Origin of the sequence: Tenacibaculum jejuense, from assembly GCF_900198195.1 — a bacterium.
GTDB classification, from domain to species: domain Bacteria; phylum Bacteroidota; class Bacteroidia; order Flavobacteriales; family Flavobacteriaceae; genus Polaribacter; species Polaribacter jejuensis.
The window spans coordinates 1,839,045-1,854,513 of sequence record NZ_LT899436.1 but is presented as its reverse complement, the minus strand read 5'-3'; the positions used below and the strand labels follow the sequence as shown (position 1 = coordinate 1,854,513).

13 protein-coding genes are annotated in these 15,469 nt (G+C 28.3%); 5 read left to right on the top strand and 8 right to left on the bottom strand.

Going from position 1 to position 15,469, the window contains the following annotated elements; genetic code table 11:
• The first annotated feature begins 332 nt into the window (after positions 1-332).
• Positions 333-2,012: a helix-turn-helix domain-containing protein gene (locus AQ1685_RS08300; protein WP_095071143.1), complete on the top strand. Its 1,680-nt coding sequence runs from the start codon at positions 333-335 to the stop codon at positions 2,010-2,012.
• Here AQ1685_RS08300 and AQ1685_RS08295 read toward each other — a convergent pair.
• Positions 2,002-2,919, bottom strand: coding sequence for a glycerophosphodiester phosphodiesterase family protein (locus tag AQ1685_RS08295; RefSeq protein ID WP_095071142.1), 918 nt, complete (start codon positions 2,917-2,919; stop codon positions 2,002-2,004). The two genes, AQ1685_RS08300 and AQ1685_RS08295, sit on opposite strands and share 11 nt — an antisense overlap.
• Positions 2,920-3,089: 170 nt before the next feature.
• Here AQ1685_RS08295 and AQ1685_RS08290 point away from each other — a divergent pair, with 170 nt between their 5' ends.
• Entirely contained in the window at positions 3,090-4,262 is a 1,173-nt protein-coding gene (locus AQ1685_RS08290) for a nuclear transport factor 2 family protein (protein ID WP_095071140.1), read from the top strand.
• A gap of 39 nt (positions 4,263-4,301) precedes the next feature.
• Here AQ1685_RS08290 and AQ1685_RS08285 read toward each other — a convergent pair whose 3' ends face one another.
• From AQ1685_RS08285 to AQ1685_RS08275, 3 genes are all read right to left on the bottom strand, one after another.
• The gene (locus tag AQ1685_RS08285) at positions 4,302-4,565 is read right to left on the bottom strand and encodes a hypothetical protein (protein WP_095071137.1); all 264 of its coding nucleotides are present in this window, start codon (positions 4,563-4,565) and stop codon (positions 4,302-4,304) included.
• A gap of 121 nt (positions 4,566-4,686) precedes the next feature.
• Positions 4,687-5,094, bottom strand: a complete 408-nt coding sequence (locus AQ1685_RS08280; RefSeq protein ID WP_095071135.1) for a hypothetical protein — start codon at positions 5,092-5,094, stop codon at positions 4,687-4,689.
• On the bottom strand, positions 5,084-5,662 hold the full coding sequence (locus AQ1685_RS08275; RefSeq protein ID WP_095071133.1) for an RNA polymerase sigma factor: 579 nt from the start codon (positions 5,660-5,662) through the stop codon (positions 5,084-5,086). Before AQ1685_RS08275 ends, AQ1685_RS08280 begins: the two co-directional genes overlap by 11 nt.
• A gap of 134 nt (positions 5,663-5,796) precedes the next feature.
• Between AQ1685_RS08275 and AQ1685_RS08270 the strand changes: the two genes are divergently transcribed.
• From AQ1685_RS08270 to AQ1685_RS08260, 3 genes are all read left to right on the top strand, one after another.
• Positions 5,797-6,192 (top strand): DUF6249 domain-containing protein, encoded by a 396-nt coding sequence (locus AQ1685_RS08270; RefSeq protein ID WP_095071131.1) that lies wholly within the window; start codon positions 5,797-5,799, stop codon positions 6,190-6,192.
• 303 nt (positions 6,193-6,495) lie between these two features.
• Complete coding sequence (locus AQ1685_RS08265; protein ID WP_095071129.1) at positions 6,496-9,102, top strand: zinc-dependent metalloprotease; 2,607 nt, start codon at positions 6,496-6,498, stop codon at positions 9,100-9,102.
• A 69-nt stretch (positions 9,103-9,171) separates the two neighbouring features.
• Positions 9,172-10,056: a TIGR01777 family oxidoreductase gene (locus AQ1685_RS08260; RefSeq protein WP_095071127.1), complete on the top strand. Its 885-nt coding sequence runs from the start codon at positions 9,172-9,174 to the stop codon at positions 10,054-10,056.
• A 31-nt stretch (positions 10,057-10,087) separates the two neighbouring features.
• Here AQ1685_RS08260 and AQ1685_RS08255 read toward each other — a convergent pair whose 3' ends face one another.
• The 4 genes from AQ1685_RS08255 to AQ1685_RS08240 form a co-directional block, all read right to left on the bottom strand.
• On the bottom strand, positions 10,088-10,834 hold the full coding sequence (locus tag AQ1685_RS08255; protein ID WP_095071125.1) for a DUF6263 family protein: 747 nt from the start codon (positions 10,832-10,834) through the stop codon (positions 10,088-10,090).
• A gap of 165 nt (positions 10,835-10,999) precedes the next feature.
• Positions 11,000-11,179 (bottom strand): hypothetical protein, encoded by a 180-nt coding sequence (locus AQ1685_RS08250; RefSeq protein WP_095071123.1) that lies wholly within the window; start codon positions 11,177-11,179, stop codon positions 11,000-11,002.
• A 237-nt stretch (positions 11,180-11,416) separates the two neighbouring features.
• Entirely contained in the window at positions 11,417-14,038 is a 2,622-nt protein-coding gene (locus AQ1685_RS08245) for a ligand-binding sensor domain-containing protein (protein WP_095071121.1), read from the bottom strand.
• A gap of 106 nt (positions 14,039-14,144) precedes the next feature.
• Entirely contained in the window at positions 14,145-15,452 is a 1,308-nt protein-coding gene (locus tag AQ1685_RS08240) for a dihydrolipoamide acetyltransferase family protein (RefSeq protein WP_095071119.1), read from the bottom strand.
• Positions 15,453-15,469: the final 17 nt, after the last annotated feature.

The following is a 15,469-nucleotide window of genomic DNA, read 5'->3' as shown; positions in this document are numbered from 1 at the left end:
AATTATTTAAGTAAAAGTTATAGCCTTACTATTTTAAGACATAAGGCACTTTAATGTCTTTCTTCGCGAAAAATAAAATGGATAAATACGTATTGGAATTATTTCCTTTTTCCACTTCAAAGAAAAATCAACTAATAATGTTCTACAAGAAGTGTATTCATAGTTTTATAAATTTAGGGAACTTAATCTCTTCAAAGTCAATAAATAAAAGTGTTACAGTAATGATAGAAGTAAAACCCATATTTATAAATTTAGGTATAGAACATCTTTATTATTACTTTTTTTAAGATTTATAATGTTACGTTAGCTATTACTATCCTACTTATAGGTATATGAAAAACACCTCTATTTTTATTATTGCTATCTATTTTTCCATTGTTCATTGTTATACTCAAAATGAAAATTTTGAATTATTAGACTCTTTTGAAAGTTTGACTGGACTCACCTTATATCAAGTATTAGAGAATTACCAACAGAAAAACTATAAATCAATCGAGAAGATAATGGATGGTATAACCTACAAAATTGAAAAAACTAACAATTATCAATTAAAGGGAGATCTTCTGTTTTTAAAAGCATTTATTGCAATGAAAAAAGGAGATAAAACGTATAAAAAAGCTTTGAATAATTATGAGGAATTTGCCAAAGTTAAACTCATAAATCATCCGTACAAAGCCAAACTAAGTATCCTCAAAGCATATAAAACTTATTTTAAAGGAAAATGGTCAGAATCATTACATCATTTTGATCGTAGTTTAATCCTTTCTGTTTCAGAAAAAGATCAAATAATAGAAACTATTTCAAAATTATATAAAGCTTATATTTTTTCTTTTACTATAGATAAGGCTAAAGGTTTAAACAACTTAAAAACACTATATCGAGAACTAGAATTAAAAGAAACGACAAAAGAAAATCAAAAAAACGTTCTAATATATACATCGAGAACACTTGAGCTAATTCTTCGTCACTATATATTGTATGAATCTAAAAACACAGATTCTATTGTGAAGTATAACACTATTTACAGTTCTAAAATCAAATCTTTAAACGATACACTACTATTTCCTAGAATGTTTCTTTTAAACGCTTATACCAAAGCTAGATTGGATGATAAAAAGAGTTCTGAATATTATTTAAATAAGGCTAAACATAATCAACAAAATTATTTTAATCATTTTATTTTAATAAATACCTATTTTCATCAAGATGAATTTTATAAAACTATTTTTACTACTGAAGCACATAAAGCTTTACAAAATATAGATAAAGAGGATTATCCTTGGTTGAGCCCAGAGTTTCTACTTTTAGCTAAAACTTATGAAAAAATTGGTGATTTTAAAAACTCTAGTTTCTACTATAATCATCATAATAAAGCAACCGAACAACTGCAAAGTCTTTTAGATTCAGTTTCGCAAGTCATACGGGAAAATGAACGAAAAAATTACAATGATCAACTACAAAAATTAAACATTGAAAAAAATGACACCTCGTATAAAGTTGATTATTTGAATATCATCGTCATTCTGTTAGTAGGAAGTTTGTGTATCACTTTTATATATTTTTACAATTATAAAAAAACTAAAGAAAGAATACATGTAATTTCACTACATAACTTACTCAAAATACAATCAAAATCAGAAAAAAAGAAGCAAACTACAGTAAAACCTGAAATTGTTAAACATATCATTGAAGCATTAAAAGAATTAGAAAAAGATAAATTCTTTTTGAATGTAAACTGTAATGCATACACTACAGCTAAACAAATACATACAAATACTACCTACTTATCTAAAGCAATTAACTCACATTACAACAAAAGCTTTAACGAATATATAAATACATTAAGGATAACATATGTACTTGATAAACTCGATCATGATAAAAGATATAAATCCTATAGCATAGAAAGTATCGCAAACGAACTAGGATATAAAAGCTCTGATTCGTTTAGAAAAGCTTTTAAAAAACATACAGGAAATTTGCCTTCCAATTACATAAATACTAAGACTTAGTTTGATGTTTTTTGATAACTTTCGCTACTTCTAAAGGACGATCAGTAGCTATAATATTAGCTCCATTTTTCAAATAAGTAATATAAACATCATCATTTCCCTTAGCAACTGCACTTTTATCCAGATTTCCTAAAGTTCCTAATATCGTTTTTATTCTTTTTTCTTTCAATTTCTTGTAGTGGAATTCATCAGGTTGACGAGTACCTACAAAACCTAATAATTTATCTGCAGGTAAATTCGCTTTTTCAATTTGTACTAAAGCCCCTTCGTCTCTGGCAGAAACAGAAATCATCACTTCTTTATTTAACTCATGAACTAATTTTGCATCTGAAACTCTGTAAGTAATGATTGCTGCATAATCTGTTGCATTATGTTTTTCTACCAATTCTAAAACTTTAGCAAAAGGAACTCCTCTTTTCACATCTAAAGTAAATAGAACTTTATTTTTTCCCCATGATAAAACCTCATCTAAAGTTGGGATTTTAAAATCAGTTTGTGTTCCATTGTTGTCTACAAGTCTTAATTTTTGTAGTGCTTCAAAACTCGTTTCTTTAATAGCTCCTGTTCCTGTGGTTGTTCTATCTAAATTTCTATCATGCATTAAAACAAGAACACTATCCTTACTCATCGCAACATCACATTCTATAACAGTAGATGTGTGCTTTACTATGTTATTAAAAGTTTCAATTGCATTCTCTGGGTAACCAGGATAAGGTCCACCTCTATGAGCACTTACTAATGGTACTGGATTTTTTTTCCATGCACTAAAAGATGTTACTAATGCATCGTTAAACGTAGTTTTTTCTTGAGTTGCTTGGGTTTTTACTTCTTTTACTTCATTTGTTTTACAAGCAACACATAATATACTTGAAAATACTAGTACTAATCCTATTTTTGAAAACCTCATAACTCTAATAAATTTGGTTGGTAAAATTACTGTTAAAAATTATTTCTAAAGTACATACTTGCGAATATTATCAAAAATTAACAAGTTTTTATCAGATGAAGTACTTCTGTTTCTTCATAATTTTCGAATTGAAATGAGTTTTATTACCTTTAACTCTTTAAACCACTTTTATGAAAAAGCTAATCTTATTCTTTCTTCCTTTATTTGCGTTAGCACAAGCAAATACTGAAGTACATTTATTTGATATCAAAAAAAATGGTAAAGATTGGGAAGTATCTAACGGCAAAAATATCTCTAATAATAAAGCCTACGATAATCAACCTCACTTTTATGATAACAATACAATAGTATTTTCTTCAACAAGAAATAAACAAACAGATATTGCTAAATATAATATAAGAACAGGTAAAATTAGTTTCATTAATAATACTCCAAATGGTGGTGAATACTCTCCTCAACGTATTCCTGGATCAAAGAATATTTCTGCTGTTCGATTAGATAAAGATGGTAAACAATTGTTTTATGAATATGATTTTACTTCTGGAAAACATAAAACATTAATAAACGACTTAGTCGTGGCCTATCCTGTTTGGTTTGATAACAATACTTTAGTTTCCTCTGCAATAGTTAATGATTCTTTAGAGTTGAATGTAACCAACATTAAAACTCAAAAAAGCATTCCTTTAATTAAAAATGTAGGAAGGTCTTTTCACAAAATACCCAATACAGAACTTATTAGTTATATAAAGAAAAGTGGACAAACATGGCAAGTTTGGTCTTTAAATCCTAAAACTTTAGAAAAAAAATCGATAACTAATATTATGGAAAACCAAGACATTTGTTGGTTACCAGATGGTACATTATTGATTTCTAGTAAAAATGTAATTTTCAAATATCATCCAAAAAAAGATCAAGGTTGGTCTTTATTTCATCAATTTACTAATGAAGAAATTAATAATATTTCTAGAATTACTGTAAACAAGGATGCTACTCAATTGGCTATCGTTGCTGAAGAATCTCCTAAACACGTTGTACAAAAGCAAATTGAAGCTTATAACAATAGAGATTTAAAATCTTTTTTAGCCACTTTTAGTGATAATGTAAAGGTGTATACTTATTTAGATAAACTAAACTATGAAGGAAAGAAAAAGATGAAATTGGTTTACGGACCTATGTTTAAATCAGTTAAAGATTTAAATTGCAAAACATTAACTAGAATTATAAAAGGAAATAAAGTAATAGATGAAGAACAAATTACTGTGAATGGTAAAAGTTTTAAAACTGTTGCTATATATGAAGTTAATAATGGAAAAATAACCACTTTACGCTTTTTAAGACAATAAAAAAACTCTCGTTTTGCGAGAGTTTTAATATCTATATTTTTAATTTTTTTTTCTTTTTAAAATAGGCGTATCGTCAGTTTTTTTTTGTCTCACTGCCTTAGGTTTTTCTACTTTTAAAGTTTTAGATAAAGTACTTTTATTTCTATTTGCATTAATTTTCTTTTGGTCTTTATCTTTTGAAGCAACCATTGTTACTTTATTGGTTTTTGTTTTTTTAACTTCTCGTTTTTTAACTCGTTGCGAATGTGCTAAACTAAAAGAACCTATTAAAAAAGCTATTAATAAATGACGTGAATATTTCATAAATTACAAACTGGTTATGATGAATTTTACAAAAAAATTCTTCGGGGTTAATTCTCTATTTTTTGTTATTTACTAAATATAACATTTTATTTATAATATACTGATTTTTAATTATTAAAATTTAGTTACGTTCAAAAACTTTCTTAAAAAAATAAAACTGACTTAAAATCATTAATAATAAAAAACTTAATATAAAACTTGTAATTTTAGATATGGTAAAAAATTTAATTCCTTCAAAAATATTAATACTAGGAAAATTCAAATCATAGTTAAAATTAGAAAATATACTGGAAGGAGATGTTCTTAGAACGAATACAATAATGATCGTAAAAAAAGTCGATAATATTATCCAAGTTCTTTTTGAAATTAACGGTGTATATTCATAAACCTTTGCACTCTCAATTTCTTGTTGGATAATTGTGTCCATAACTGAGCTCGTAAAATTTAAAGGCGGTACCTCAACTTCTAGCTCTTTAATATACTTTTCACTAAACCTTTCTAACGACTTCTGTTCTTTATTATGATCCATAATTAATCAATTCAGATTTAACATTCGTGTTAATAATAGATACTAATCTTTTTCTAGCTCTATGTAACGTTACTTTAATGTTTGATTCTGTAAGTTCAGTAACCTCTTTTATCTCTTTTAAACTTAGCTCATCAAAATAAAACATCCATAGAATAGAACGTTCTTGTTCTGGTAATTTATGCAGACATTGTTTTAACAAATCGTTACGTTCCCTTTTGGTAATTTGTTCTAAAACATTATCTGTACTTCTTACTTTATTCTCCGTTATTTCATCGATTACATCAGTAACATACTTTTTCTCGTTTTTCTTAATGGCGTCTAAACAATTTCTATAAGCTATTTTATACAACCATGTAGAAAACTTAGAGTCTCCTTTAAATTTACTCAAATTTTTATAAGCTTTTATAAAAGTATCTTGAGAAACTTCTTCGGCTTCCTCCCTATTATTAAGCATTTTTGTAGCTAAACTATATACCATTACCTTATATTTCTCTACTAAAAAAGCAAAGGAATTGGTATCACCATCTAAGGTTTTTAATATATAAGTTTGGTCGTTTTTAATAGTCATTTTTTGTAAGACTGGTTCCAATTTAAAAAGGTTACAAAAAATTAAAAAAAAGATTTTTTAATTTTTTGTAACCTTTTTTAAAATCATACGGTCTCAATTACAAACACAATAAAAACATTTAAAATATAACACATATGGAAGTTGCATTAGTATTTATCTCTTTTTTCGCTGTAATTTTTGGAATCTTTTATTTATACTATTCTACAAGAAATAGAGAACGTTTAGCATTAATTGAAAAAGGACAAGAAGCTAAAATATTTTCAATTGGAGAAAGAAAAAGATCAACATTAACTGGGAGAATTGTTATTTTAAATTTTGCTTTATTATTAATGGGAATTGGTGTCGGTATATTACTTGGAGCCATGTTAAGTCATTATTTTGCTGTTCCTATTGAAGAACAAATGAAAACGATTAATTCTGGTAGAGTTATTATAGAATCTCACGTTTTCTATACGTCTTCTATCTTTTTATGTGGCGGTGGAGCATTACTTTTAGGTTTCTATCTAACCAAGAAATTAGATAAAGAATAAGTTTAAACACACAAATAGAAACTATTAAAAAGAGTGTATTAAAAGATACACTCTTTTTGTTTTTACGAATGAATACATGTTTATATTCAATTACCATAAAAATATCTTTTCCAATCTGTCATGGAAGAAATCAATTCGCTTATGTATTGAAATTAAATTCGTAAAAAACTAAAATCTCATTCCATTATGTAAACAAAATATTAAAAACCAATAACACTATTTATTAAATCGTTAACAATTATTTGAATTTTTTAATAATATTTTTGCATTTCATTAAAGAAAATCAATTTAAAATTTAGTAAAATGTTTACGAAAAAACCAAGATTAGTATTATCTATCTTCTTGGCATTGTTATTTTTTAGTATTAATGATAGTAATGCTCAAAGAAGGAAAAAGAAAAAAGACAAAAACAAGGCTAAAATGGAAATGCCTAAAAAGCCTAAAAAAAAGCCAACAAAAACTATTGCTGATCTTACTAAGAAAAGTGCGAAAATTGAAGGTTTATTTACCATATTTCAAGATTCAATTACAGGATCAGTGAAATTATTAGTAAAGAAAGATCAACTTAATAAAGATTTTATTTACTTTTCTCAAATTGCAGATGGTGTTACAGAAGCTAATGCTTTTAGAGGTTCTTACAGAGGATCAAGTGTTTTTAACATCAAAAAATATTTTAATAAAATAGAATTTGTAGCTCCTAATACTTCATTTTATTTTGATGAAAATAATGCAATTTCTAAATCTGCTAAAGCAAATACAAGTGATGCTTTAATCGCAAGTGCAAAAATTTTAGCTACAGATAAAAAGAAGGGTGAGTATTTAATAGATGCTAGTGGATTGTTCCTATCTGAAGCTTTAACTAGAGTAAAGTCTCCTAGTTTCCCTGGAAGATCTCCTTTCTCTTTTAAATTAGGACGTTTTGATAAAAACAAATCGAAAGTAAATTCTATTAAAAACTATCCAGAGAACACTAATATTAAAACAGAATATGTTTACAATAATCCAAGTGTTTTAAACGGTGGAAGTTCTGCTATTAAAGATGGAAGATATGTTTCTATAAAAGTTTTTCATACGTTCATGAATATGCCTAAAGAAGGATATGAAAGCCGTTTTGACGATCCTAGAGTTGGTTATTTTACTACTCAGGTAAATGATATGACAAGCACAGGTGCAACAAACTACAGAGATTTTGTTCATCGATGGAGATTAGTTAAAAAAGATCCAAATGCTGCTATTTCTGAACCTGTAACTCCAATTACTTGGTGGATAGAAAATTCTACTCCGTTAGAATGGAGAGAAACGATTAAGCAAGGTGTTTTGGCTTGGAATGTTGCTTTTGAAAAAGCTGGTTTTAAAAACGCAATGGTTGTAAAAGTACAACCTGATGATGCCGACTGGGATGCTGGTGATGTTCGCTATAATGTATTACGTTGGACTTCTTCTCCAAATCCTCCATTTGGTGGATATGGACCTAGTTTTGTGAACCCTAGAACTGGTGAAATTTTAGGTGCAGATATCATGTTAGAATATGTACATTTTACAAATCGAGTTCGTATAGATCGAATTTTTAACGCTGCTGCTACTTTTAATTCTGAAGAAGAAACTCATAAAAACTTATTCTTAAATAAAGATAATCACATGTTATGTTCTGCAGGACATGTAATGCATGAAAATACAATGTTTGGTAAAACTGTATTGGCTTCAACTGGTGCTTCTGATATGGAAATGGAAGGAATGAAACGTGAAGCTATGATTGCTTTAATTATGCATGAAGTTGGACATACTTTAGGTTTAAATCACAACATGAAAGCTAGTCAGTTATTTTCTCCTGCTGAGTTAGCTAATCCAGAGTTTATTAAAGGAAAATGTTTAACTGGTTCTGTGATGGATTATGCAGCTATTAATTTAACTTTAGATCCTGCAAAACAAGGACAGTACCATGATACAGCTGTTGGTCCTTATGATATTTGGGCTATTCAATTTGGATATACTCCATTTGGAAATAAAACTGAAATGGATGCTTTATTAGCGCAATCGACAAAACCTGAGTTAATCTTTGGAAATGATGCAGATGATATGCGTTCTCCTGGTAAAGCAATTGATCCAAGAGTTATGACTGGTGATTTATCTAATGATCAAATTTCATATTCTATTGATCGTATTAAATTGGCTAACAACGTTAAGAAAAATATCAAATCTAAATTAACTAGAACTGGTGAATCTTATCAAGAATTAAGAAATGCTTACTACATATTAAGTGGTCAAGCTGCCAGAGCTGGAGATGTAATCTCTAGATTTATTGGTGGAGTTTATGTTGATAGAGCTATGGCTGGACAACAAGGAGAATCTCAACCTTATACTCCTGTAAGTTATACAGATCAAAAGAGAGCTATGAATGCTTTAAAAACATATATTTTTGCACCAAATGCATTTAAAGCTCCAAAAGAATTATATAATTACTTGGCAGCACAAAGACGTGGTTATAATTTCTTCAGTGGTCCAGAAGACCCAAAAATCCATGCACAAGTTTTGTCTTACCAAACAAGGGTTTTGAGTCATATTTTACATCCAAATACCTTACAACGTATAAGTGATTCTGAATTATATGGAAACAAGTACCGCCTTTCAGAATTTATGACGGACTTAAACAATGCTATTTTCAAAAACGATATTTATAGTTCAGTAAACTCTTTCCGTCAAAATTTACAAACTCAATACACTAAGATGTTATTAAGTATGGTAAATGGAAGAGGAAAAAATAGATTTACAAATGCTTCTAAAGCTATGGCTTTATATAACTTAAAGAATATTAAATCTTGGGTGAGTAATGGTACTGGAAATATTGCTACAAAAGCACATAAAAACCAGTTAAAGTTATTAATCACAAACACTTTAAAAGAAATTAAATAATTTCATTTTAAAATAATATAATTTTAAAAAACCGTAGTAAAACACTACGGTTTTCTTTATTTTTACTGTATGGCAAAAATCTTATTAACTGGAGGAACAGGACTAGTTGGAACACTACTAGAAACTAAATTAAAAGAGAAGAATCACGAGATTGTTATTCTTTCTAGAAATCCCAAAAAAGAACATCACTTTAAGTGGGATTTGAAAAAAAATTATGTGGATCCTAAAGCTTTAGAAAATTTAGATTACATAATTCATCTTGCTGGTGCTGGTATAGCCGATAAAAAATGGACTGAAAAACGTAAACAAGAATTGATTGACAGTAGAGTTTTGTCTGCTAATTTATTATTTGAAAAAATTGAAGAAAATAATATCGCCTTAAAAGGTTTTATTTCTTCTTCAGGAATTGGGTATTATGGCGCAACGACTTCAGAAACTATTTTCAAAGAAAAAGATCAACCAGCTAAAGATTTTATTGCTAAAATATGTATTGAATGGGAGAAAGCTGCTCATCAATTTCAAAATTTAAAAGTACCTGTAACTATACTTAGAACAAGTGTTGTATTAAGTAAAGATGGTGGTGCACTAAAAAAGATGAATACTCCTCTTTTCTTATCTGCGCTTGGTTCTGGTAAACAATATCTTCCATGGATTCACATTGAAGATTTGTGTAATATGTATGTGAAAGCGGTAGAAGATTCTTCATTTACAGGAATATACAATGCTTCTTCACCAGAACATCAAACTAACCTATCTTTTACCAAAGTTCTTGGTAAAGTGTTAGGTAAATTTGTTACTCCTTTTAATGTTCCTAAGTTTGTATTGAAATTAGTTGTTGGTGAATTGGCCGTTATAGTATTACAAGGGAGTAGAGTTTCTACTGAAAAAATTGAAAAAGTATATAACTTTAAATATGAATCTCTAAAAAAAGCACTCGAAAATATTTACAAGTAAAATTACACCTTCATATTATTCGTTTTCTTATCTATAGTTTCTTTACAGTCACTGTAGTTGTGTTATTTAGTTTCATTATTGGATTATCTGCTTTCATATTAAAACTAGATGACAATGTAACTCCTGTTTTTCTATCAATTTCTAACATTCCTTTTATTCTTGAACCAGGTAATAGAGGAATTTTCCCAAATAATTCTGCAAAAACTTTATCTGTAGTAATTTCTTTTATTGTGTAAGTTAACTTAACATCTACACCATTTGTGTTTTTTGTATCTGTCCAACTTGAACCTACACTAACTGGTTCTTCAGGATAAATAACCATCTGAAATTGATTTGTTAATTGATCTACTCCTTTTACTTCTGGTTCTAATTTAAGTAAAGTAGGTCTACCTCTTCCATCTATATTAATAAACATTTTTGTATTTAAAAATGGAGCCATATTATTTCGAAACTTTTTTCCTTCTTCAGACAATTCTTCTTCTTTCATGTTAGAATTATAGTCTATCTCTTTTTTACCATCATTTACAATAACAGTTTCTAAATATGTAAACTCACTTTTCGTATCGTAACTTGTTTTGTTTTCTAATGGTTTCTCTACTTTCATTTTCATCTTTATTTCCATCTTCATCACAGTAGATCCCATGTCTTGATTCATTTTGACATGAGTTTCGTATTGATCACCTTTCTTATAATTTAAACGTAATAATACTTTCTCTTGGCTTAATACATTAAATGAATATACACTTAGTAAGAACAGAAAAATAAACTTTTTAAACATGGTTATAAGATTTATTCTCAAAAATAAAGAAAAGGAATTATTTCTATTTCAATTGTTAGTATATCTTACCAAATACAACATAAAAAAACCTTTGAAGTTAACTTCAAAGGTTTCATAATTTTATATGAATATCATCTGTAATTAAAATGATAAATTATTTAATGTTTAGCATCTATCAGCAAACTTGGCTTTGTACTTAAGTTTAGCTACTGATCCATCGTTTTTGTAAACGATCTTAAAACAAATTCCGTTAGTTTCTTCATAACTAACAGTTCTACCACCTTTGATAGAAAGTTGATCCTCTTTAGTAATTACTTTTCCTAATGTTGAAATTGATTTTTTCATTTTAAATTGAATTTTTGGTTAAAAATCTTGATGTTTTTATAGATATTCAAGCTTACATCTACTCTTCGCGAATGAGATTTTGTTTAGTTAAAGTTAACTACGTAAAGAAAGCTTTTTTACTTATCACAAAGAAATGTGATGAATTCAACAATAATCACTACAAGAAACATTTATAGTTCTAATCGTAAAATACTGACTTGGGACTAATTGTATTTTTTTTGGGACAAAAAGATATAGTTATGCAGAGATTCTTTTTAAATTATCTACATAAGTTTTACTTACTGGTATGGTTGTATTGAAAACTGATAATTCTTTATTTCCTTTAATTTCAGCAACTTTATCTAATCGAACATAATATGAACGATGTACTTTTGTAAACTCTACTAAATCAGGTAAATCATGATAAAAATCATCTAGTTTTTTTCTAATTAAATATCTTTTATTGGCTGTGTAAATTTCAACATAATTTCTAGAAGATTTAAAATATCCTATTTCATTGGAGACTAATTTTATGATTTTCCCATCACTTTTTATGTTAACAAACAACTCTTCTTCTTTATATCTCAACTTATTAAGAATCGCAAAATAAATAATCTTTGCTAACTTTTTATCAAAAGTTAAGACTCTAAATCTAAACGACAGAAATACAAGAAGTACTACAACTCCTACTATTATTAGGTTAAACCACCATGTTTTCCAAAACGGTGCAAGTATTATTATTGATTTTTGAATAGATTCTCTCCACATTCCGTCTTCAGTTTTGATTTGAAGTTTGAATAAATAATTGCCAAAAGCTAAATCTGGCAAATCAACTGAAGAATTATTTGTGTAATTCCATTCACTATTTTCGTTAATTTTATATCGATATTCTGCTCCATCTTCATCTTTAAACGATATGGATTTAAAAGCAATTTTAAGATCTGGATCTGGACATTTTATAACTATATAATCTTCAAAATCTAGTCGTTTGTTTCCCAAAGTCACGTGATCTATTTCTAACCATTTTTTTTGTTGTTTGATATGATCAAAAATTGACTTTGGAAATTTAAATAGTCCTTCTTTTGAAGCAATAAAAATATTTTTATCGATGATTTCAATATCAAAAATCTCAGAACATAGTAAACCTTCATTAATAGATAATTTATCAATATCATAGGTGTTATTTTTATACAACGTGATTCGATTTAATCCTCTATTTGTTCCTAGCCATATTGTATATGGATCTTCTACAAATACTTCTGTACAGATATCACTTAGTAAACCCGATTTCTTATTGATAGAAAAAATAGTATCCTTTTTTTCAATGACCAATCCAGCTCCCATAGTACTTACATAAATATTATCAAACTTAGAATCTATATCTGAAATTCTGTGTGTATAGTAAGATGATTTATTTTTTAGATGTTGTAATTTATCATTATCGTAAATATACATTCCGCCTAATGTACCTATCAAAACAGCATTCTCTTTAGTGGATACATCAAATATTCGTTCAGGTATATTTATAGATTTAAACTCTCCGTTTACAGCTACTCTTACAGAATTTTTCTCAAAACCTTTAGTACTATTTTCATCGTCTGAAATTCCATAAATATATTTATATCCTTTTAACTTACTATTTTTATCTAATTCCCAGTTCTTACTAAAATCTCCATAATAGAGTTCTTTGTACTCTTTATCATATTTTACATAAGCAGGAAAGCTTCTAAGCGACTTATATAGCAATTTATATTGATTTTTATCTTTCTTTATCACTTCTCCATTATGAAAAGCTAAATACAATTCATCTTCTTCATTCTTAGTTAAACTAACAGGATAACTTTTAAAAGATTTATGAAGTATCGCTGGTTCTTTACAATAGAATACTCCAGCATTTAATGTAGCTATCCATATTCCTCCTTCATGATCTTTATACAATTTAGTAACTGATTCATTTTTAAGAAAATGATTTTTAAAATTCCCTTTAAAATCTCTTAAGATGACGCCTCCATATTGGTAGCCAACCCAGAATGTATCTTCATCGTACTTTCCACTCATAATAGCAATAGCGTCTTTTTTATAACTTGATAACACTTTATTCGTTTTTTTTCCAGAGCTATGAATTAATGAAAATGAGTTTCCCAATGAAACGATATTCAACTTATGATTTGGAAACTTAAGCGTTCGTGTATACGATGAATTGTTCTTTAATGAATCCAAATGCCATTTAAGTGTTAGAGCTGCATTTTTATAGGAATCTCTATTATCTTCAAAAATGAAATCTGGGGCTAGCTTATGTGCTTTGTAAATGTTAGTTCTCTTTTCTTTTGACTTGAAAGAATACGGGTAGTTTAAAATATTACCTTGAGCATCCACTTGTAAAAATCCATCAAAATTTTGATATGCTAATAAAAGATGATTATCGTCTGAAACTGCTAAATTCGATAAAATTGCTCTTTTAGATATGTTATTTGAAATCAAATCATTGTATGCATACTTACAGAAACCTTCTTTGGCATTTTTAAAATAAAAAATTTTATGACTGCGTGTTGTACACCAAATTGTTCCATCTTCTTGTTCAAAAAAATTGAAGACAACATTATCTGGTAAACCGTCTGTTGTTGTGTAGCGTGTAAATTTACTTCCGTCATATCTGGTTAAACCTCTGTCTGTGGCAAACCACAAATACCCTTGGGTATCTTGGGTGATATCGTAAACTTCTGAGCTAGAAAGTCCATCTATAGCTGTATAATTTTTAAAATATAAACTTTGTGAATTAAGCAATAATTCACTGAAAAAAAATACAATTAGAATAAACTTTAATCCTGAATAATAGCAATAGTTTTTTAATTCAAAACTTGCGTTAACAAATTTGATCATTAATAGTAGGTGGTTAATAGTTATTTATAAAAATAATAACTAACCCCAGTTAAAAATGTTAAAAAACACTTACAATTTTAATAAATCTTGCTTTTTATTATAGAAATTAAAAATCTTGATTAGGATCCCAAGCTTCTATGATATCTTTAAATGTTTTAATAAACATTCCTCCTAGAGCACCATTTACTACTCTATGATCGTAAGAATGAGAAACAATCATTTTGTGACGGATACCAATTAAATCTCCTTGTGGAGTTTCTATAACAGCTGGTTTCTTTATAATAGCTCCTAAAGCCAAAATTGCTACCTGCGGTTGATTTATAATTGGTGTACCTGTAATACTACCAAAACTACCAATGTTAGTAACTGTGTATGTTCCTCCTTGAATATCATCTGGCTTTAACTTATTAGCTCTTGATCTAGTAGCTAAATCGTTAACTTTTTTAGTCATTCCTACCAAACTTAATTCATCAGCATTTTTAATTACTGGTACAATTAAGTTTCCGTCAGGAAGTGCAGCAGCCATACCTAAGTTAATATTCCCTCTCTTGATGATCTTATCTCCATCTAAAGAAATATTGATCATAGGATGTTTCTTTATCGTTTGTGCAACAGCTTGCATAAAGATTGGAGTAAATGTTAACTTCTCTCCTTCTCTTTGTTGGAAAGCATTTTTAACTTTATTTCTCCAGTTAACAATATTTGTTACATCGATCTCTATAAAAGATTGAACGTGAGGAGAAGTTTGTACTGAATCTACCATATGTTTAGAGATCAGTTTCCCCATTCTACTCATTTCAATAATTTCATCTTCTCCACTCATTGTAATTGGAGCAGATTCAACCTTTTTAGGTTTTTCAATATCAAATTGAATAGCATCGTTAGTTTTTACAGGAGCTTTACCTCTATTGTTAACATAATCAAGAATATCGTTTTTAGTAACTCTACCATCTTTACCAGTTCCATTAACTCCTTCTAATTCAGAAAGAGAAATACCTTCTTTCTCTGCTATACTTTTTACTAATGGTGAGTAAAAGCGATCGCTAGACGAAGTATCTATAGAAGTTGTTGTTTCTTTAGCTACTTCTATAGTTTTTTCTACTTCAGCAACTGCTTCAGAAGTAGTTTCTTTTACTGGCTCTGGTTGCGCTACGGCATTTCCTGCATCTTCACCTTCTACTTCGATGATAGCTATAGTTTGACCAACTTGAACTACGGCATCTTTTTCAAATAAAATTTCAACTAATTTTCCATCTACTTCACTAGGAACTTCACTATCTACTTTATCTGTTGCAACTTCAACAATAGTGTCGTCCATTTCAATAGTATCTCCAACTTCTTTTAACCATGAAGTTATCGTTGCTTCTGCAACACTTTCACCCATTTTAGGAAGTTTTAGTTCGAATTTTGCCATAATATTGATCGTTTTTG